The sequence below is a fragment of the Winogradskyella tangerina genome, assembly GCF_003260205.1.
GTDB classification, from domain to species: domain Bacteria; phylum Bacteroidota; class Bacteroidia; order Flavobacteriales; family Flavobacteriaceae; genus Winogradskyella; species Winogradskyella tangerina.
On record NZ_QERF01000001.1, the window covers coordinates 424,441 to 445,308 of the forward strand.

General features: G+C 36.4%; 23 protein-coding genes. 7 read left to right on the plus strand and 16 right to left on the minus strand.

Annotated elements, in window-relative coordinates; genetic code table 11:
* Positions 1-11: 11 nt before the first annotated feature.
* The 8 genes from DDY94_RS01885 to trmB all read right to left on the minus strand — a co-directional run bounded on the left by DDY94_RS01885 (position 12) and on the right by trmB (position 5,652).
* Positions 12-1,043 carry a hypothetical protein gene (locus DDY94_RS01885; RefSeq protein ID WP_111682325.1) on the minus strand — a complete coding sequence of 344 codons (1,032 nt, stop codon included), beginning with the start codon at positions 1,041-1,043 and terminating at the stop codon, positions 12-14.
* A gap of 20 nt (positions 1,044-1,063) precedes the next feature.
* Complete coding sequence (locus DDY94_RS01890) at positions 1,064-1,399, minus strand: 2Fe-2S iron-sulfur cluster-binding family protein (RefSeq protein WP_111682326.1); 336 nt, start codon at positions 1,397-1,399, stop codon at positions 1,064-1,066.
* Between the two features lie 2 nt (positions 1,400-1,401).
* Complete coding sequence (locus tag DDY94_RS01895; RefSeq protein WP_111682327.1) at positions 1,402-2,457, minus strand: NAD(P)/FAD-dependent oxidoreductase; 1,056 nt, start codon at positions 2,455-2,457, stop codon at positions 1,402-1,404.
* 66 nt (positions 2,458-2,523) lie between these two features.
* The gene (locus tag DDY94_RS01900) at positions 2,524-2,763 is read right to left on the minus strand and encodes a NifU family protein (RefSeq protein ID WP_111682328.1); all 240 of its coding nucleotides are present in this window, start codon (positions 2,761-2,763) and stop codon (positions 2,524-2,526) included.
* Complete coding sequence (locus DDY94_RS01905) at positions 2,764-3,903, minus strand: Mrp/NBP35 family ATP-binding protein (protein WP_111682329.1); 1,140 nt, start codon at positions 3,901-3,903, stop codon at positions 2,764-2,766. It abuts the gene before it with no gap.
* 109 nt (positions 3,904-4,012) lie between these two features.
* Entirely contained in the window at positions 4,013-4,345 is a 333-nt protein-coding gene (locus tag DDY94_RS01910) for an MGMT family protein (RefSeq protein WP_111682330.1), read from the minus strand.
* A complete protein-coding gene (locus DDY94_RS01915) occupies positions 4,345-4,974 on the minus strand; it encodes a lysine transporter LysE (protein ID WP_111682331.1) in 630 nt (209 codons plus the stop codon). The genes DDY94_RS01910 and DDY94_RS01915 overlap by 1 nt, the downstream gene beginning before the upstream one ends.
* 3 nt (positions 4,975-4,977) lie before the next feature.
* Complete coding sequence (gene trmB / locus DDY94_RS01920; protein WP_111682332.1) at positions 4,978-5,652, minus strand: tRNA (guanosine(46)-N7)-methyltransferase TrmB; 675 nt, start codon at positions 5,650-5,652, stop codon at positions 4,978-4,980.
* 98 nt (positions 5,653-5,750) lie between these two features.
* Between trmB and DDY94_RS01925 the strand changes: the two genes are divergently transcribed.
* Positions 5,751-6,824, plus strand: a complete 1,074-nt coding sequence (locus DDY94_RS01925; RefSeq protein ID WP_111682333.1) for a glycosyltransferase — start codon at positions 5,751-5,753, stop codon at positions 6,822-6,824.
* On the opposite strand, the gene DDY94_RS01930 is transcribed toward DDY94_RS01925, so the two are convergent.
* Entirely contained in the window at positions 6,798-7,841 is a 1,044-nt protein-coding gene (locus DDY94_RS01930) for a sensor histidine kinase (RefSeq protein ID WP_111682334.1), read from the minus strand. The two genes, DDY94_RS01925 and DDY94_RS01930, sit on opposite strands and share 27 nt — an antisense overlap.
* Positions 7,841-8,524 carry a response regulator transcription factor gene (locus DDY94_RS01935; RefSeq protein WP_111682335.1) on the minus strand — a complete coding sequence of 228 codons (684 nt, stop codon included), beginning with the start codon at positions 8,522-8,524 and terminating at the stop codon, positions 7,841-7,843. Before DDY94_RS01935 ends, DDY94_RS01930 begins: the two co-directional genes overlap by 1 nt.
* Positions 8,525-8,751: 227 nt before the next feature.
* Between DDY94_RS01935 and DDY94_RS01940 the strand changes: the two genes are divergently transcribed.
* The 3 genes from DDY94_RS01940 to DDY94_RS01950 all read left to right on the plus strand — a co-directional run bounded on the left by DDY94_RS01940 (position 8,752) and on the right by DDY94_RS01950 (position 12,086).
* Positions 8,752-10,548, plus strand: a complete 1,797-nt coding sequence (locus DDY94_RS01940) for a T9SS type A sorting domain-containing protein (protein ID WP_111682336.1) — start codon at positions 8,752-8,754, stop codon at positions 10,546-10,548.
* Positions 10,549-10,620: 72 nt separating this feature from the next.
* Positions 10,621-11,601 carry a LuxE/PaaK family acyltransferase gene (locus DDY94_RS01945; protein WP_111682337.1) on the plus strand — a complete coding sequence of 327 codons (981 nt, stop codon included), beginning with the start codon at positions 10,621-10,623 and terminating at the stop codon, positions 11,599-11,601.
* Positions 11,602-11,642: 41 nt separating this feature from the next.
* A complete protein-coding gene (locus DDY94_RS01950; protein WP_111682338.1) occupies positions 11,643-12,086 on the plus strand; it encodes a YHS domain-containing (seleno)protein in 444 nt (147 codons plus the stop codon).
* 81 nt (positions 12,087-12,167) lie between these two features.
* Here the strand turns inward: DDY94_RS01950 and tyrS are convergent, their stop codons facing one another.
* The gene (gene tyrS, locus DDY94_RS01955) at positions 12,168-13,466 is read right to left on the minus strand and encodes a tyrosine--tRNA ligase (RefSeq protein ID WP_111682339.1); all 1,299 of its coding nucleotides are present in this window, start codon (positions 13,464-13,466) and stop codon (positions 12,168-12,170) included.
* A gap of 114 nt (positions 13,467-13,580) precedes the next feature.
* Here tyrS and DDY94_RS01960 point away from each other — a divergent pair, with 114 nt between their 5' ends.
* The gene (locus DDY94_RS01960) at positions 13,581-14,606 is read left to right on the plus strand and encodes an NAD-dependent epimerase/dehydratase family protein (protein ID WP_111682340.1); all 1,026 of its coding nucleotides are present in this window, start codon (positions 13,581-13,583) and stop codon (positions 14,604-14,606) included.
* Here DDY94_RS01960 and DDY94_RS01965 read toward each other — a convergent pair.
* From DDY94_RS01965 to DDY94_RS01975, 3 genes are read right to left on the minus strand one after another with little or no spacing between them, the layout of a single operon-like run.
* Entirely contained in the window at positions 14,603-15,058 is a 456-nt protein-coding gene (locus DDY94_RS01965; RefSeq protein ID WP_111682341.1) for a DUF4296 domain-containing protein, read from the minus strand. The two genes, DDY94_RS01960 and DDY94_RS01965, sit on opposite strands and share 4 nt — an antisense overlap.
* Positions 15,058-16,401 (minus strand): dihydroorotase, encoded by a 1,344-nt coding sequence (locus DDY94_RS01970; RefSeq protein ID WP_111682342.1) that lies wholly within the window; start codon positions 16,399-16,401, stop codon positions 15,058-15,060. Before DDY94_RS01970 ends, DDY94_RS01965 begins: the two co-directional genes overlap by 1 nt.
* Positions 16,402-16,405: 4 nt before the next feature.
* A complete protein-coding gene (locus DDY94_RS01975; RefSeq protein WP_111682343.1) occupies positions 16,406-17,131 on the minus strand; it encodes a polyprenol monophosphomannose synthase in 726 nt (241 codons plus the stop codon).
* Positions 17,132-17,270: 139 nt separating this feature from the next.
* Here DDY94_RS01975 and DDY94_RS01980 point away from each other — a divergent pair, with 139 nt between their 5' ends.
* On the plus strand, positions 17,271-17,921 hold the full coding sequence (locus tag DDY94_RS01980; protein ID WP_111682344.1) for a DUF4271 domain-containing protein: 651 nt from the start codon (positions 17,271-17,273) through the stop codon (positions 17,919-17,921).
* 17 nt (positions 17,922-17,938) lie between these two features.
* Entirely contained in the window at positions 17,939-18,688 is a 750-nt protein-coding gene (locus DDY94_RS01985) for a uroporphyrinogen-III synthase (protein ID WP_111682345.1), read from the plus strand.
* Positions 18,689-18,763: 75 nt separating this feature from the next.
* Here DDY94_RS01985 and pckA read toward each other — a convergent pair whose 3' ends face one another.
* Both pckA and DDY94_RS01995 read right to left on the minus strand, forming a co-directional pair.
* The gene (gene pckA / locus DDY94_RS01990; protein ID WP_111682346.1) at positions 18,764-20,383 is read right to left on the minus strand and encodes a phosphoenolpyruvate carboxykinase (ATP); all 1,620 of its coding nucleotides are present in this window, start codon (positions 20,381-20,383) and stop codon (positions 18,764-18,766) included.
* A 65-nt stretch (positions 20,384-20,448) separates the two neighbouring features.
* Positions 20,449-20,838 (minus strand): DUF423 domain-containing protein, encoded by a 390-nt coding sequence (locus DDY94_RS01995; protein WP_111682347.1) that lies wholly within the window; start codon positions 20,836-20,838, stop codon positions 20,449-20,451.
* Positions 20,839-20,868 lie beyond the last annotated feature (30 nt).

The following is a 20,868-nucleotide window of genomic DNA, read 5'->3' on the forward strand; positions in this document are numbered from 1 at the left end:
GGAATGCTTATCTAATACGTGATCTCTCTTGTATACAAAAAGGTTTTATTTTTAATGAGATTGATATGTTTCTTAGAAATCCAATTGTTGTATTTATCGTATTTATAGACAAACTTTTCATCATAGGTAAGCTCTGGTTTCTCTAATTCTATACCATTCTTTTTCAAAAAATAAAGCTTAACACGTATTATATTTTGATGCTCATCGTACTTATAAATTAATTTATGAGAAACATTCATATCATAGCTTGGATATACTTGTATTATTTCGATCTCACTGCGATCTTTATGGTGAGTAACCGTACCTTCAAATGGTGTAGAAAAATAGCTTAAACCCGATATTTCATAACCGTTTTCATTATAGTTTATCATGGTATGTTCTGTACCGTCTTCATCATGTGTTAGCCCACCGATTTTTTTAATAATTCTACCATTTTTAGTATGAAATGTGAAGAGTCTATTTAAAGGTTCTGTAGTATGGCTATTAGAGGATTTATCTTTAAAAAATGTTCTTATTTCCTCCTCACTACGAGTCATCACAATTGAATCTTTATAGTGTTTGAAAAAATTGTTTTCTATCTCAATATCCTCCTGATTATCGTCTAAGTAATAGATTTTACTTTTTAAAGCCGTTAGCTTTTGATTGGCATCATATTCGTAGTAACGCGTTCTAATACTCAACTCATCCGAAGGCCCATTTTCTATATCCTTTACGATTAGTTTTTGGTTGTAAGTGTTGAAGGTTTCGTTTCGCTCACCCTTCAACTCCTGCTCTTTGTTGCTAAAAACTTCGTATACTTTGGTAATAATTTCTTTTACCTTACCATTGAATCTTTCATCGAAGTGAAGATAATCATCAACACTATTGGCTGAATAATCTATAAAAAACCAATAATCGAATAAACTGAGTTGTTCGGTTAAGTTATCTGTGAGGTAATAGTTGGCTTTAAAGTTGTTGAGTGTATTTTTTACCAATCCATTCTGAACTTGCCCCGAGGCAACATTAAACCCGAAAATTAGGGCAAAAAGAAAGATACGATTCATATATCTATTTTGAAATTCGATTAACTCTCTGGTGCCAACTCCACCTCTAGACCTTCCATTTCGGGAGTCATTTGAATTTGGCAGCCTAAACGCGAATTATCCTGAACATAAAACGCCTCAGATAACATGGCTTCTTCATCATCTTGCATTTCTGGCAGTTCAGTATCGCTTAACACATAACATTGGCAAGAGGCACACATCGCCATGCCGCCACAAACACCTATAGTCCCTTCAGGCGCTAGTTCGTAAGAACGCACAACTTCCATTAGGTTCATGGCCATATCTGTAGGTGCTTCAATTTTATGGGTTACACCATCACGATCGATAATTGTTATGTTAATGTCTTGGTTTTCCAAAATTACTGAATCGCTTTTACAACGGCTTTAGGTGCTTCCTTTCGCGTACCATCAAATCCATCAACACCCGAAACTGTAGTATATTTCAAAACATATCGTTTTCCGGGGTGAATAATTTTATAAGCCGCCTGACACATTAAAGTTGCTTCATGAAATCCACAAAGTATCAACTTTAACTTTCCTGGATAGGTATTTACATCTCCAATGGCAAAAATTCCTGGGATATTGGTCTGATAATCTAGCGCATTATTAACCTTAATGGCGTTCTTTTCAATTTCTAAGCCCCAATTTGCAATCGGACCTAATTTAGGTGAAAGACCAAAGAGTGGAATGAAATGATCGGTCTCGATATTTACAGGTGCATCATCTTTCTTCGTCACCTCAACACTTTCGACTTTGCCATCGCCATTAATCGCTGTGATCTCAGCTGGTGTAATTAAATTGATTTTTCCTGCACTTTTGAGTTCCTGAACTTTCTCAACTGAGTCTAGATGACCTCTAAATTCATTTCTTCGATGCACTAAAGTTACACTCGAAGCCACATCAGCAAGGAAGATCGTCCAATCTAAAGCTGAATCGCCACCACCAGCAATAACAACGTTCTTATCGCGATACATCTCAGGTTCCTTGATCATATACTCAACACCTTTATCTTCATAATCGCTTATATTATCAATTAAAGGTTTACGAGGTTCAAAACTCCCTAATCCGCCTGCAATTGCAACAACTGGCGCATGGTGTTTGGTCCCTTTATTTGTAGTAACAATAAAAGTTCCGTCGTCTTGTTTTTCAATGGTCTCGGCACGCTCTCCAAGAGTGAAACCAGGTTCAAACTGTTTACACTGTTCTAAAAGTTTTTCAGTAAGGTCACCGGCTAAAATTTCTGGATATGCAGGAATATCGTAAATGGGCTTCTTTGGGTAGATCTCTGAACATTGTCCGCCTGGCTGTGGTAGAGCATCAATAAGATGACACTTAAGTTTTAAGAGTCCGGCTTCAAAAACAGTAAAAAGTCCAGTGGGTCCAGCACCTATAATCAGTATATCGGTCGTAATCATAAATTAAGAATTGGAAACAAAACTACTAATGCAAATCAAAGTAAAATGTGATAAATGTCACATTCACTATTCTACATTAATAACACGTTCTATTTGTGGTGCATATTTTTTAATGGTCATCTCAACACCAGATTTTAAGGTCATCTGGTTCACACTACAAGATGTGCATGCACCAACAAGTTGCACCTTCACTAATTTATCATCATCAATTGAAAGTAAATTGATATCACCACCGTCGCTTTGTAAAAACGGACGGATCTCATCTAGTGCTTTTTCTACGTTTAATTTCAGTTCTTCTGAGCTCATCTACTTTTTATTTACGGCAGAGCAACCTGCCATTGTTGTAATTTTTATTGCTTCTGTAGCTGGTAAATTCTCATTTCTGAAAACCACCTGCTGAACGACGTTTCGTGTCAGTTCTTCAAAAGCTTCTTCAATTGGTGTTGCCGTTTGTAAAGCGGCCGGTCTTCCGACATCTCCAGCTTCTCTTACACTTTGTACCAATGGCACTTCACCTATAAACGGAACATCGAGGTCTTCAGCTAAGTTTTTAGCACCCTCTTTTCCAAAGATATAATATTTATTTTCTGGCAATTCATCTGGAGTGAAATACGCCATATTTTCAATGATTCCTAAAACAGGAACGTTGATACTATCTTGTTGGAACATCGCCACACCTTTTTTAGCATCAGCCAATGCAACGTTTTGTGGTGTGCTCACCACAACTGCACCTGTAATTGGCATGGCTTGCATAATACTTAAATGTATGTCTCCTGTTCCTGGAGGAAGATCGAGCAATAGGAAATCTAATTCGCCCCATGCTGCATCAAATATCATCTGATTTAATGCTTTAGAAGCCATAGGCCCTCTCCAGATTACTGCTTGATCTGGTCGTGTAAAAAACCCTATCGACAGAACTTTGACACCATAATTCTCTATAGGTTTCATCTTAGACTTTCCGTCGATAGTTACCGACAATGGTCGTTCGTTGGCCACATCGAACATTATTGGAATCGATGGTCCGTAGATATCTGCATCTAAAACACCAACTTTAAATCCCATTTTAGCTAAGGTAACCGCTAAATTAGCCGTTACAGTAGATTTACCTACACCACCTTTACCTGAGGCTACGGCGACTATATTTTGAATTCCAGGAATTGGTTTCCCTTTAATTTCATTCTTTGGTTTTGGTGCTGGTGCGTCCACTTTGATGTTGACTTTGATCTTTGCTTTTTCATAAACTTCTTTATGAATCGTTTGCAAGATCTCAACTTCTGTTTTCTTACGCGCCTGCAAACTCGGATTTTTAATCGTAATGTCTACGATCACCTCATCAGCAAAGGTCACCACGTTAGTAACGGCACCACTGTCTACCATATTTGCACCTTCACCAGGGACGGTGATAGATCTTAGGGCATTTAATATATCTTGTTTATTAAGCTTCACTTCTTATCTAGATTTATTCTAAACGCAAAGATACTGCAAAACCTTTAGATTTTGAAGGGCTTGAATTGAATTGAATAATGAGGAGATTTACTTTGCTAATAGTTGGTTTTTAGCTCATTTCTTCGGAAGGATCCCAAAACACAGACTCTAAATTCTGAATCTGATTATCAATGACCTCGATACCCTCATTCTCTAGCAATTGCTGCATCAAATGGCTGCCTTCAAAATGGTGCTTTCCAGTGAGTAATCCTTTCCGATTTACCACACGATGCGCAGGCACATCTTTTCCGAAGGAACCATTCATAGCATATCCGACAATACGGGCACTTTTTGTAGCTCCTAAATATCTGGCGATGGCGCCGTAGCTCGTTACTCTTCCGTATGGAATTTGTCTGGCAACTTCATAAACCTTTTCGAAAAAACCTAAAGTTTCTGGTTTCATTACAGTTCTCTTAAAATATTGATGAATGTGATCAAAGCAACTATTCCGGTAATTATACCTATGCTATAATTCATGCTTTTCTGAGAGGTGAAATTTTTGTCCTTGATCTTTTCAAAAAAGAAAATATAAATATAAAGCATCACGAAAGTCCCCATCGCTGCTCCTGTGACATAGGTAACAATGGTGGTTCTTTCAAAATCCATCCATCCAAAAGAAGCCATGGTAATAGTCATATAGGCTTGATATGGAATAGGAAAAACATTGAGCGCTGATAAAAACATGCCATGAAAAAAACGACTTTGTTTGCTCCTGATATCGGTTTCTACTTTAGATTCCTTCATGGTTCTGGCAATGATCAGAAAATAGATTGTAATCAAAACAAAAATTACAAAGGCCACACGTTGAAGAATTTCGACTATATCTGGTCTATTGGACAAATATCTCGCGAAAATGGCCGCTACGTAAGTCTGAACAAATACAATTAGGCATACACCCGAAGAAAAGGTGATACCTCTTCCTGGACCTTCTTTTAAACTGATCTTGGCTGCCGTCATATTCAGCAACCCTGGTGGAACCACACCAATTAATGAGACAAAAAGTCCGAGGAAAAAGACAACAGTAATACTCAAGCCTTAATTGATTTTGAATCTAATATACGTAATTGCTTTGTCATTCTCTAAATACTGGTTTTCGTAAAATGTTTGTATTTCGGTGACTTCCTCTGGTGAACCTTCAAGTTTATACACGTTGTGGTTTGCGTAAAGCACCTCGTATCCCAAACCATGAAGTAACCCCAAAGTATAACCGTGCATAAACTCGCTATCGGTCTTTAGGTGCACTAATCCGTTAGGTTTCAATATGCTCTGATAGCGCTCTAGAAACTTGAGATTAGTTAATCGATGTTTGGTTCGTTTATATTTAATCTGAGGATCTGGAAAGGTGATCCAAATTTCATCGACCTCATTCGCATTAAAAACAAATTCTATAAGCTCAATTTGTGTTCTCATAAATGCGGCATTCGGTATATTTTCTTCTAATGCCGTTTTTGCGCCTCTCCAAAATCGGGCGCCCTTTATATCAATACCAATAAAGTTCTTTTCGGGATAACGTTGTGCCAAACCCACAGTATATTCACCCTTACCACATCCCAATTCTAAAACAATTGGGTTTTCATTTTTGAAAACATCTTTTCGCCATTGCCCCTTTAAGGTAAATTTTCCGCTTGTCAATTCGTCACGTGTTGGCTGAAAGACGTTTGTAAAAGTTTCGTTTTCTTTGAATCGTTTGAGTTTATTTTTACTTCCCACTAATTTGATTGATTTCTATCTACAATTAATAATTTGGTAAAATTAAGGAAACATTTTAGGTTTATTTTTAAGGACTTGAATTTTATATATTTTTGAGAATGTCTGAATCCGATGAGGAAAGGAAAAAAATCTTAGTTGCGCCATTAAATTGGGGCCTAGGTCATGCAACACGCTGTATTCCTATTATTAAAGCGCTCATTGACCACAATTTTGAACCGATCATAGCCAGTGATGGCGTTGCCTTGGAATTGTTGAGGAAGGAATTTCCGAATCTCAAAGCTCTAAAACTACCGTCGTACAATATTACTTATGCTAAAAAAGCCAGTAGTTTTAAGTTCAAACTTATTAAAGATTCACCACATCTTTTAAAGACGATTAAAAAGGAGAAGAAAGCAGTTGATGCTCTTTTAAAGTCTGAAAATATTTCGGGAATTATTTCTGATAATCGCTTTGGAGTTCGGCATAAATCTGTACCGTCTGTTTTTATAACGCATCAGCTTAAAGTTTTGAGTGGTAGTACTACATGGTTTAGCAGCAAGTTACATCAAAAGATCATTAAAAAGTTTGACGAGTGCTGGGTTCCGGATAATTTAGGTGAGCATAATCTAAGTGGAAAATTAGGACATCCTGAAGGTTTTCAGTCTTCCGTAAAATATTTAGGACCGCTGAGTCGATTTAATAAAAAGGTAATGCCTACTAAGTATGATTTACTGGTTGTGCTTTCTGGACCAGAACCTCAACGTACGTTTCTCGAAGAGAAATTATTAAATGAACTTGATTCTTTTAATGGACAGGTCTGCTTTGTTAAAGGTAGGATTAAGGACACTCAAGAAATTAATGAAAAGGGTAACATCACAAGTTATAATTATATGACGAGTGAACAACTTGAACCAGCCATTAATGAAAGTAAAGTCGTCCTTGGCAGATCTGGCTATACTTCCATAATGGATTATGCCAAGCTTGAAAAAAAGGCGTTTTTTATTCCTACGCCGGGACAGTTCGAGCAAGAATATTTAGCAGAAAAATATGATCTGGAGGGCATAGCACCTTGTAGTACTCAAAAGGATTTCAGAATTGAAATGCTAAGTAAAATTGAAGACTATAAAGGATTTACGGCTATGAACTATCAAGTGAATTTTAAAAAGCTATTCAACCTTTTCCAAGGTAAATGAAAATTCACTCCCGACGCCCAATTCACTTTCCACATACATTTTTTCGTCGTGCGCTTCAATGATATGCTTCACTATAGAAAGTCCTAAACCTGAGCCGCCTTCTTTACGAGATCCGCTTTTATCTACTCTGTAGAAACGCTCGAAAAGTCTTGTTAGATTTTCTTCTTTAATCCCTTCACCATTGTCTGTTACTCTGATGATGGCTTTATTTTTTATGAGATTTTCAATGCTGACTTCAGTGGTTCCTTTTTTACGTCCGTATTTAATGGAATTAACGATTAGGTTTGTAAGCACTTGCTGAATACGTTCCTTGTCGGCATAAACCATAATTGGCTCGAGATAATCCATGTCGAATGTAAGCGAGATTTCTTTCTTGGCTGCTTTCATTTCGAAAAGCTCAAAGACATTTTCAACCAACTTTATAATATCGAAGTTTTCCTTATCTAATCTAAGATCGCCCACTTCGAGTTTTGTAATCATATCAAGATCCTTAATAATATAGGTGAGTCGTTCCACACCTTTGCTGGCACGATTGAGGTATTTTCTTCTGATTTTTTCATCCTCAATACCACCATCGAGTAATGTGTCTATATACCCTTGAACCGTAAATAGTGGTGTTTTCAGTTCGTGGGAAACATTTCCTAAAAACTCCTTTCGGTATTCCTCTCTGATCTTTAAAGTTTCTATTTCAATCTTTCTATCTCTGGCATACTTATCGATCTCCTTGGTAAGCGTTCCCATGTCTGTTGTAATAGGTTGGCGTCTTAAACTGGTAGATTCGAGAAGCGTAAGATCATCGTATATTTTTTTAACACGCCTGTAGATAAAACGCTCTACACGATATTGGATGATCACAAAACACAAGGGGAAACAGATCACAGGAAAGAGTATTACCTGCCAATTAAAAGTGTGATAGTAATACAAAAAAACACTCACTAGGAGTGTTGCGAAAATCGTAACATATAGTGAAGTTCGAATGGCGAACTTATATGTTTTTTTAAGGCTTTGTTTCTGCATTAATCTACAAACTTGTAACCAACGCCTTTAACCGTTTTAAATGATTTATCACCAATTTTTTCGCGAAGTTTTCTGATGTGAACATCAATGGTTCTTCCTCCTACAACCACTTCGTTCCCCCAGACTTTATCTAAGATCTCTTCGCGCTTAAAAACTTTACCTGGCTTGGTTGCTAACAAAGATAATAATTCGAACTCTTTTCTAGGTAAGATAATCTCTTCTCCTTTTTTAGTGATCTTGTATTCTTCTCTATTGATAATTAAGTCACCTATTTTAATGGCTACATCAGTATTATCAGATTCTTTTAGTCGTCTCAGTAAAGCCTTTACTTTACTTACAAGTACTTTTGGCTTTATAGGTTTTGTGATATAATCATCGGCACCAGCTTCAAAACCAGCAACCTGAGAATAATCCTCACCTCTTGCAGTTAAGAAAGTAATGATCGTATTGTTGAGCTTAGAATCCTGACGGATACGCTCACACGCTTCAATGCCATCCATTTCAGGCATCATAACATCGAGAATAATTAAATGTGGCTTGTGCTTTTTTGCTTTTTCTATGGCTTCAACACCATTTTCACCAGTTATAACCTGATATCCTTCAGAAGATAAATTATAACCTACAATTTCTAAGATATCTGGCTCATCATCAACCAGAAGTATCTTAATATCCTTTTTTTTCACTGTTAAGTTAATTTTAAGCTACCGTAAAGATATAATATATCTTATTACATAGCCATTTTATCAAAATTGATAACAATTCTCTAACATTGCTTAAAACACCTTAGTATTGTGATGGTTACAAGAATAACTATGTTAACTTATTGTAAAAAAGCTTTTTATTGATAAGTGTGCTAAACTATACTCACTAAATGTTAGTATATTTATACTCTAATTATTAATTATCAATTATGAAAAAACTTTACGCTTTACTTTTATTTTCTATTTCATTGATTTCATTTGGTCAAACCACTGTTTATCAAGAGTCATTTGAAACTGATGGAAATGGGTCGAGGTATACGACCTCTCAAGTCGAATTTAGTGATGGATTTGGAGATTTCTTCGGAAGAACAAATTTGAATGACACGGCTGAAGACGCTGCAGATCTTATCGTTGGAACTTTCTATACAATTTCTGGTACTGATGGTGATTTTTGCTTTGCAGGAATGGATCTTGATGCTGCAAATGCCTCAGGAAGCGGCGGAAGCGCAACACAAACGCTTGATATTACAGGAATTGATATCAATGGATTTTCAAATTTATCATTTGCTATTTTATTAGGTGAAGATGATGATGGAACTAATCAAGACTGGGATGATGCTGACAATTTAATCATAGAAGCACAAATTGATGGTGGCGGATATAGCACCATTTTAGCAGTTGAAGCTGTTGGTGCTTCAAACTCTGAACCTGCAATTGATACAGATTTTGATGGAACTGGTGATGGTACTACCATTACTTCAACTTTTCAAGAATTTTCTGCTGCCCTTGGAACAGGTACAACATTAGATATTAGATTAACCTTTACCTTCAACTCTGGAGATGAGGATATCGCTGTTGATAACATTCGTATCGTTGATGGATTTGCAGCCTCTCCTAGTATTACAGCAGGACCTGACGTTTCTGGTCTCGATTATGAATTTAATGCTGGCCCTTCTGGCGAAGGATCATTCACTGTAGAAGGTTCTGATCTAACAGGAGATATTACGGTTACGCCTCCAGCAAACTTCGAAATTAGTACATCTTCAGGATCTGGATTCGGCACAACACCTATTGTTTTATCTGAAACAGGAGGTTCAGTGGCTAGTACTACTATTTATGCTAGATTAAGTCAAGGATTAGCTGTTGGTGACTACATGGACGATGTTACTGTAACTAGTTCTGGTGCTACAGATAGAATGGTAAATCTTAGTGGTTCTGTGTTCAATCCTTTGACCAATGCTTTAGTAATTACGGGTGTTTTTGACGCTCTAGATGGTTCAAGCCCTAAGGGTATTGAGTTACAAGCTTTAGCTGACATCCCAGATTTAAGTATTTTTGGTGTTGGTAGTGCCAATAATGGTGGTGGTTCTGACGGAGAAGAATTTACCTTCCCTGCCGATGCTGTTAGTTCGGGTGATGTAATTTATGTTGTTGCTTCTGGTCAGACTGCTGATTTCAATACATTCTTCGGATTAAGCGCAACACCTTACGAATCTGGTGCAGCATCAATAAATGGAGATGATGCCGTTGAATTATTTGAAAACGGACAAGTAATCGATGTTTTCGGTGATATCAATACCGACGGAAGTGGTGAACCATGGGATTACGTAGATGGTTGGGCGTATCGTGTTAATTCTACTGGACCTGACGGCAACACTTTTGTGTTAGCTAACTGGACCTTTAGTGGAACTACACAATTAGACGGTAGTACTAACGGTGCATCAACAAGTCCTTACCCAATTGATAGCTACACTTTATCCATCCCAACGGTTGGCTTAAATGAATTGACCATGTACCCTAACCCAACAAGTACTGGGTTTGTGACGATCTCATCGCCAAATAATGAGGCTATGAATGTTCAGGTATTTGATATTTTAGGTAAGCAGGTTAAACAAACAACTTTAACTAACAGTTCACTTAATGTTTCAGATTTAAGAGCTGGTGTTTACATTGTTAAAATCTCTCAAAATAATGCTTCAACCACTAAAAAATTAGTGATCAGATAAGTACTATTTTAATCATATTTAAAGCGCAACTAAAATTTAGTTGCGCTTTTTTATTTTCTATATTTTTGCGAAATGATTTCTAAAGATGCTATTTTTAATATAAAATCGGATGCAGAATTTGAGGCACTAGCGCTAGATATCTTTAGATTACAGTTTGAAAACAATCCGGTTTACCGATCATTTTGCGACTTACTTTACAGGCACCCATCTGATGTAAAACAGGTTCGAGACATTCCATTTTTACCGATTCAATTTTTTAAAAGTCATGACGTCGTTTGTGGACAGAACGCTATTGAAAAAACCTTCACCAGTTCTGGAACAACAGGCGCTGCTACAAGTAAGCACCTAGTTACTGATATTGCCCTTTATCAAGAAAGCTACATCAACGCATTCAAACATTTTTATGGCAACATAGACGATTATGCCATATTAGCCTTGCTGCCTTCATATTTAGAACGCGATGGCTCTTCACTGATTTATATGGTGAATGATCTTATTAAGAGATCTCAACATCCGGAAAGCGGCTTCTTTTTGAATAACCTCAAGGAACTTTCAAAAATAATTGAACAACTAGAAGCCAAAAATCAGAAGACACTTCTTATTGGTGTATCTTTTGCGTTATTAGATTTAGTAGAACAATTTCAATTTGAACTCAGTAATACCATTATTATGGAAACTGGCGGCATGAAAGGTCGACGAAAGGAAATGATTCGTCAAGAACTTCAAAGCATTTTAAAAGCTGGTTTCGGCGTTGACGATATTCACAGCGAGTATGGTATGACAGAATTATTGAGTCAGGCTTACTCTAAAGGTCGTGGTGTTTTTGAATGCCCACCATGGATGAAAGTCATTACACGAGATACGGAAGACCCATTCGCTCTACAGCCAGCAAATAAAACGGGTGGAATAAATATCATTGACTTGGCAAATATTAACTCTTGCGCGTTCATAGCCACACAGGATCTCGGAAAGGTACATGATAATGGACAATTTGAAGTGATCGGAAGATTTGATAATTCAGATATACGTGGTTGTAATTTAATGGTGCTGTAAGCTTTCAGTATTCCTTCGACCTATATTACAAATTCTTAGTTATGAGGTATATTCTGATTATTTGGATAGTCGCATCCACTTCTCTTTTTTCGCAAACCATAGATTACAACACTAAAGATGGTTATGTTGCCAAAGGATACGATGTTGTAGCTTATTTTCAAAATAAGGCTGTAGAAGGAGAAGAACAATATAGCACGCGTTATGATGGCGTAAAATTCAAGTTTAGTTCTGAAGAAAATTTAAACACATTTTTGGAAAATCCCACTAAATATATTCCGCAATACGGAGGCTATTGTGCCTATGCCATTGCTGTTAATTCGAAGAAAGTGGATATTAACCCCAAGACCTTCGAAATTAGAAACGGTAAACTCTATTTATTTTACAATTCGTGGGGAAATAACACCTTAAAAAAGTGGCGCAAAAAAAATGTGAAAGGTTTACAAGAAAAAGCCGACCAAAATTGGGAGGCTATAAAGTTTGGTTAATTCTATGAGAAAGAAGAATTAATTTTAGCCTTATGATTGATTGGTTAGATGTGCCCAAAAGAAATTTTGGGCACTGTTTTTTTAAAGTACTTTAATGATATATGTATTCTTTCGTCCCTTGTTGAGAATAATATATTGGTCGTTTATAAGGTCTTCAGAAGTTATATTGTAATCTTCTTTTACTTTTTCTTTATTAACCGAAACAGAGTTTTCCTTAAGCGCTCTTCGGGCTTCACCGTTTGAATTTAAAAACCCTGTTTTTGCAGCTAATGCACCAATCATATCTAATCCTTCATCAAATTCTGATCTAGAAATATGAAATTGCGGAACACCTTCAAAAACATCTAAGAATGTAGATTCGTCTAAAGTCTGAATGTCTTCCTTAAATGATTTACTGAACAGTATGTTTGAAGCTTTCTCAGCGTTTTCAAAATCGGCTCTCGAATGTACCATGGTAGTGATCTCTTCTGCTAATCGCTTTTGAAGTACCCTTAAATGCGGTGCTTCGGCGTGCTGTGCAACGATAGCATTGATCTCATCTTCCTTCAAAAAAGTAAAGATCTTTATATATTTCTCAGCATCTTCATCACTAGAATTCAGCCAATATTGATAGAATTTATACGGTGATGTTCTTTTAGCATCAAGCCAAACGTTACCGCCTTCAGACTTACCAAATTTAGAGCCATCACTTTTAGTAATTAATGGACAAGTAATTGCAAACCCTTTTCCATTTCCTATACGTCGTATTAATTCTGTTCCTGTTGTAATATTTCCCCATTGATCACTTCCGCCCATCTGTATTGTACAATCATTAGCGTTATACAAATGCAGAAAGTCGTAGCCTTGAACTAACTGATAAGTAAACTCCGTAAAACTCATCCCTTCGTTAATAGTTTCGCCAGCAATTCTATTTTTTACAGAATCTTTAGCCATCATGTAATTCACAGTAATGTGCTTACCGACATCTCTAATAAACTCTAAAAAAGAGAATTCCTTCATCCAATCATAGTTATTTACTAAAACCGCGGCATTGGCGTCATTACTTTCGAAATCTAAAAAATGGGATAACTGATTTTTAATCGCTTCTTGATTATGTCTTAAGGTAGCTTCATCCAGTAAATTACGTTCGCTAGATCGCCCTGAAGGATCACCGATCATTCCTGTTGCTCCACCTACTAAGGCTACTGGTTTATGTCCACAACGTTGATAATGTGCCAACAGCATAATAGGTACTAAATTACCAATATGTAAGGAGTCTGCGGTAGGATCAAAACCTACATAAGCACTACGCATAGCTTCAGACAAATGCTCCTCAACTCCTGGCATACTTTGATGTAACATGCCTCGCCATTGTAACTCTTCAACAAAATTCTTTTTCATTGTAAACGATGTGAAATTAGATGCCAACAAAGATATGTTTCCGCATTAAAAGACAAAAGACAATTTTAACGTAATTTTACTCGGGCTTAATTCAATTATTTTAACCTTTACATAATGATATTAGTAACAGGAGGCACAGGATTAGTAGGTTCTCATTTGTTGTTTCAGCTGGTTAGTGCCGGTGAGAAGGTACGTGCAACATACCGACGTGAAAAAACCTTAAAGCGTATTGCGCATGTGTTTTCATATTTTTCAGATAATGCCGAATCGCTGTTCAATTCTATAGATTGGGTTGAAGCAGATATCAATGATATTCCGAAACTTCAAAGTGCTTTTAAAGATATTACGCATGTTTATCATTGTGCAGCTTTTGTTTCGTTTGAACCCGATAAATACTATCTCCTTAGAAAAATAAATATTGAAGGAACAGCCAACATTGTTAATCTGTGTATTCATCATTCTATTAAGAAATTATGTTATGTCAGTTCTATTGCTGCCATAGGACATACTGAAAATCCAGAAGAACTCATAACAGAAAATACAAGTTGGAACCCAGAGGCCGATAATAGTGTATATGCCATTACTAAATATGGTGCAGAACTTGAAGTATGGCGTGGCACACAAGAAGGTGTTGATGCTGTTGTTGTTAATCCGGGTGTGATTCTTGGAGCTGGTTACTGGAGAGGCGGCAGCAGTGGAAATCTATTCCATCAGATCTACAAGGGCATGCGTTATTATGTCACGGGCGTGGTGGGTTATGTGGATGTATTTGATGTCGTAAATGCAATGGTTCAACTTATGAATAGTGACATAAAGAACCAACGTTTTATTCTCACTTCAGAAAATCTCGTTTTTAAAGATTTTCAAAATAAAGTAGCTAAGGCATTGCATGTTACACCAGCGAAGAAGGAAGCTAAGCCCTGGTTACTCAGTATTGGCTGGCGTCTAGATTGGTTAAAGCACAAATTATTTAAAACCAGACGAACACTGTCTAAACAATCCGCAAAGTCTTTTGTGAGCATTACAAAATATGATAATTCTAAATTAAAAAATGCTTTAGACTTTGAGTTTAAATCAATTGATCAATCTATTAAAGAGGTCTGCGAATTATACTTGAAAGACCTTCAAGCTAAAGACTAGTCTATTTCTGGTAAGTCCTTCGGAATTTTCATTGTATCGCGTCTTCTTTCCATATTGGCTCTATTTATAGAGTCTCTTCGACGCTTGGCAGCTTGTCCTTCTTTTTTCTGTAATTCTTCAAACTCTACTTTCTCCTTTTGCAACCTTGCTTTAATACTCTCGATCATTTTTTTATATTCTTCAGAATCGAAAGTATAATAATCGTTGCTCTCAGCAAATTGCAAGCTATCGATATCATGTCTGCTTAGAATATAAGTCTCAGGAATCACGTTATTTCTTTCAAGTATTTTTTTATTGATCCCCTTTGCAGAATTGAGTACATACATATCATAGATGATCTCCTCCATTTTGTCTCGTGGAATGAGATTATCAGGTTTTTGCGGTTTGCTTTCATTCTGGCAGGCCAGAAGCGCAAAAAGTAATCCTAAAAATATGTAATAACGACTTTTCATTATCTATTAAAAGTTAGTCTTCGTCCTGCTTTAACGTCTAGTACCTTGAAATTGTTATATACCAACTGCCCATTAAGTAAGGTGTGAGTGATTCGGCTTTTGAATGTATTGCCTTCAAACGGCGACCATCCGCATTTGTATAAAATATTGTCTTTATTCACCGTCCAAGGACTATTTAGATCTACAATAACTAAATCTGCATAATAGCCTTCCTTTACATAACCTCGCTTCTCCACATCGAAAAGTTTAGCCGGATTATGACATGCTTTTTCTACAATTTTTTCAATTGAAATCTTCCCTTGGTGATGCATTTCCAGTAAAGCTACCAACGCATGCTGCACCAAAGGACCACCAGAAGGTGCGCTAGTATATGGATTACTCTTTTCTTCTAGAGTATGCGGTGCGTGGTCCGTAGCAATAACATCAATGCGGTCATCTAGTAATGCCTTCAAAAGTTCATCTCTATCTTTGGCCGTCTTCACCGCAGGATTCCATTTGATGTGGCTGCCTTTTTTCTTGTAGTCTTCATCTGAAAACCATAAATGATGAATACATACTTCGGAAGTGATTTTCTTCTCTTCGAGTGGAATCTTATTAGTGAACAAATGCGTTTCTTTTCCTGTTGAAAGATGAAAAACATGTAAACGTGCTCCGGTCTTTTTTGCTAATTCAATGGCTCTTGAAGATGATAAGTAGCAAGCTTCTTCGCTGCGAATAATGGGGTGTAACTCCATAGGAATATCATCGCCATATTCCGCTTTATACTTAGCCATGTTTTCTCTAATAGTGCCTTCGTCCTCGCAATGCACAGAGATGACCATGTTTGTACTTGAAAAGATTTTTTCGAGTACTGCCGGATCATCAACTAGCATATTTCCTGTTGAAGATCCTAAGAATAATTTGAGTCCGGCTACGGTCTTTGAATCCACTTTAAGAATCTCATCTAAGTTATCATTTGTTCCACCAAACATGAACGAATAATTGGCATGAGATGATTTTGCAGCGATTTCAAATTTTTCTTCTAACTTTTCTACTGTTGTGGTTTGGGGGTTGGTATTTGGCATTTCAATAAATGAGGTAATACCACCAGCCAAAGCCGCTTTAGATTCGGTTTCAATATTGGCTTTATGTGTAAGTCCAGGTTCTCTAAAGTGCACCTGATCATCGATCATGCCCGGTAAAACGTAATTGCCTTCAGCATCGATAACCGTCATGTCTGCAGATTTAACACTGATAGAGGAATCTATTTCTATTATGATATCATCACCAATTAATATATCGCCTTCAACAATTTTTCCTTCGTTAACGATCTTGGCGTTTTTAATGAGGGTATGTCCTTTCATAACTTTAAGACTTGGTAAACAAGCTTTTTAATTTTAAACTTATAACTCCAAAAATAGCTTCAGAAATAATACTGCCGCTCATTTTTGATTTTCCTTTTATTCGGTCCTTAAAAATAACTGGAATTTCTACAATTTGAAATCCTTTTTTATAGGCTTTAAATTTCATTTCAATTTGAAAAGCATAGCCAATAAACTTCACTTTATTTAAGTCGATGGCTTCTAAAACAGTTCTTTTGTAACAGATAAAACCAGCTGTTGAATCTTTCACTTTCATGCCGGTAATAAAACGCACATATCGCGATGCACCATAGGATAGCAAAATCCTAAATAATGGCCAATTCACCACAGTAATCCCCTTAACATAGCGCGAGCCTACAGCTAAGTCAGCGCCCCCTTCAGAACAGGCATCATGTAATACGACCAAATCATCCGGATTATGTGAAAAATCGGCATCCATTTCAAAAATATACTGGTACGACCGCTCTAAAGCCCACTTAAAACCAGCAATATATGCCATTCCTAAGCCGTCTTTCTTACTGCGTTCTAGAAGAAATAATTGCTCTGAAAATTCACTTTGTAAGGCTTTTACAGTTTCGGCTGTTCCGTCTGGTGAATTATCATCTACAACCAAAACATGAAAAGGCTTGCCCTGAGAAAAAACGGCTCTAACGATTGCCTCGATATTTTCAATCTCATTGAATGTAGGAATGATAACCAGTGCGTCAGACATTTAAATACTTTTAGTGCAAACGTTTCAGTTGCCAATTGAATTTCCAGCAAATGTAAAGTTTTTAATGCATTAAAAACTGTTATAAGATTATTAAGATTTTAATTATGTTCCGCTTTAATTTCTTTATACTTTAGCATATATGCGGAATTTTATAACTCACGAGTGGTTTACAATATTTACAATCCTTGGATTGGTTGCCATAACTGTGGCTAAATATTTAAACAGCTTAAGGTTTAATGACTTTTTGTGGGTTATTGGCAATTCTAAATATTTAAAGATATACAGCAAAGACCAAAAATTTATCGATCCATTTGATGGTTTTCTGTTTTTAAATCTCGCTTTTTCAGCGAGTATTTTTATCCATTTTAGTTATTCTACTTTCGTTGCACCTTTAGAATTTAATTTAATCTTTTTTCTAAAATTATTTTTTGCTGTTGCTGTAGTGGTACTCATTAAAACCTTATTAGAGCGCCTTATTGGTAGCCTTTTTAATATAGATGCCATCGTTGATGGTTATTTATTTCAGAAAATTACCTTTTTAAACTATTCTGGTTTTGTATTCTTAGTTGCTAATCTTTTTCTTTTATATACTTCTGATTATGCGAAAATTATCATTATAGCATCATTTTCGCTGATATTATTAATAAATCTCATTGGCTTTGCTACTTCTTTCAAAAACTATCAAAAAACAATAAATCCAAATTTATTCTATTTTTTGTTGTATCTTTGCGCTCTCGAAATCGCACCTTATGTGCTTTTATATAAGGTGATTATGGAGTATAACGCTTAAAACAAAGAGGTTTACTTATGAAAGTGAAAACGATTTTAGTATCACAGCCAGAGCCTAAAATAGAGAACTCTCCATACTTTGACTTACAGGAAAAGCAAAAAGTCAAAGTTGACTTCAGACCTTTCATTCATGTAGAGGGAGTATCAGCGAAAGAGATCAGACAACAAAAAATAGATCTTAGTAAGTTCACTGCTATCATATTAACAAGTAGAAATTCTGTGGATCATTTCTTTAGAGTTGCAGACGAAATGCGCTTTAAAGTGCCAGACACCATGAAGTATTTCTGTCAATCTGAAGCTGTAGCGTATTATTTACAGAAGTATGTGGTTTACAGAAAGCGTAAAATATATGTAGGTAAACGTACATTTGCCGATCTTACCCCACTGATCAAAAAATACAAGGACGAAACATTCTTGTTACCAACTACTGATAAGGTGAAGCCAATTATCCCAGAAACGTTAGATAACTTAGGTGTTAACTGGAAACAAGCTACATTTTACAAAACTGTCATTAGTGACCTTTCTGATTTAGCTGATGTTTATTATGACATTTTAGTGTTCTTTAGCCCTTCTGGAATAGAATCATTATTCCACAATTTCCCAGATTTCAAGCAGAACGATACACGTATTGCAGTCTTCGGAAATACAACTGTTAAAGCTGTAAAGGAAAAAGGATTGCGCGTAGATATTGCTGCACCAACTCCTGAGACACCATCTATGACCATGGCTTTACAGAAGTATATCGATTCTGTAAACAAAGGCAAGTAAAAAAATTACATTTTGAAATAAAAAAAGCGATTCAAATTCTGAATCGCTTTTTTATTACTTATAACGTTTTGAATACTAATACCCATAACGCTGTGGACCACCGCGTCTAACTTCTTCTGAAGCACCAGATTCAAACTGTTTGAAATTCTCTCTGAAAGCATTAGATAATTTAAAGGCCATATCATAGTAAGCCTTGTCATCATTCCAGGTCGTCCTTGGACTCAATACTTCAGTTGGTACACCTGGGCACGTTCTTGGCTGAGCCACTCCAAATACGGAGTGAATATGGTAATCCTCGTACGTATAGTTACCTAACTGACCTGTTAATGCCGCTGTGATCATAGCTCGTGTATACTTTAATTTCATACGTGTACCGACACCATAAGGACCGCCAGTCCAACCTGTATTCACTAACCAAACATTAACACCTGCGTCTTTCATCTTCTTACTCAACATATCGGCGTACTCTCCTGGATGCAACGGCATAAACGGTGCTCCGAAGCACGCTGAGAATGAAGGTTGTGGTTCAACAACACCTGCTTCGGTACCAGCTACTTTTGCCGTATATCCTGAAATGAAGTGATACGCAGCTTGTGCTGGTGTTAATTTGGAAATTGGAGGTAACACTCCAAATGCATCTGCAGTTAAGAAGAAAATATTCTTAGGATTAGATGCAAATGATGGTGTTTTAATATTGTCGATATGATATATCGGATAACTCACCCTTGTATTTTGGGTTATCGAACTATCAAAATAATCAACGTCGCCGTTATCCTTAAAAATAACGTTTTCAAGAATTGCGCCTGGCTTAATGGCTCTATAAATATCTGGTTCTTTTTCTTCTGAAAGATCAATCACCTTAGCATAACAACCACCTTCAAAATTAAAGATGGTATTCTCTGCAGTCCAACCGTGTTCGTCATCACCGATTAACTGACGATCTGGATCTGTAGATAAAGTAGTTTTTCCAGTGCCTGATAATCCGAAGAAAATAGCCGTTTCACCATTTTCACCCACATTTGCTGAGCAATGCATTGGCAATACGTTCTTTTCAACAGGAAGAATAAAATTCAAGGCTGTAAAAATTCCTTTTTTCATTTCACCTGTATAGGCCGAACCAGCAACTAAAGCAATTTTCTTTGTGAAATTTAGGATAGAAAAATTCCCTTGTCTTAAACCGTGTTCTTCAGGATTTGGGCATTCATAACCCGGTGCACAAAGTACTAACCATTCTTCTTCAAAATTATTTAATTCCTCTTCGGAAGGTCTTAAGAACATATTATAGATGAACATATTAGACCACGGATATTGGGTGACTGTTCTTACGTTCATTTTATAATTCGGATCAGCACATACATAACCATCTCTTACAAATACTTCTTTACCGCTTAGATATGCTTCAATTTCGCCTTGAAGGAAATCAAAATTTTCAGGAGAGATTGGTTTGTTAGATTTGCCCCACCAAATACGATCTTTAGTATAATCGTCTTTTACCAAAAAACGGTCTTCAGGAGAACGCCCAGTGAACTTTCCGGTATTGATAGCCAAAGTTCCGTTTGAGGTCTCTTTACCCATTCCTTTCTCGACAGTTATAGCCTGAAGTTGTTTAGGTTCTAGTTGATAGTGAATTTGAGCATTTTTGATGCCATATTTTTCTAACGAAATCGTTTTCGTTGAAGGGGTATGGTTATCCATAATTTTTGTGTTGTTTAAAGACGCAAAATTATGATTTTATTTTAAAACCGCATGGCTAAAAACTATTAATCGACCTTATTTCTTATTATACCGATTAACATCACGACCCAGCCAATTATTAAGACCAAACCACCAATTGGAGTAATCATGGCAATGCGCTTGAAATTGAATTCTGTAAGCTCATTGGTAGCTAAACCATAAATAGAGCCAGAAAAGCAGATCAACCCAATGATCACCAAATAAAATAACCATTTCTTAAACTTTAGGTCTAAAAATGATGTGCTTCCAATAATTAAAAGTAAAAAGGCATGATATAATTGATATCGAACACCAGTCTCAAAAGATTCTATGGCATCGGCCTCTATCAGTTTTTCTAGACCATGCGCCGCAAAGGCTCCTAAAATAATTCCTAGAATCCCTAAAATTGTCCCTGTGATCAATAGTTTTTTGTTCATAAGTAAAGTTGTCTTTATGATTATTTTACT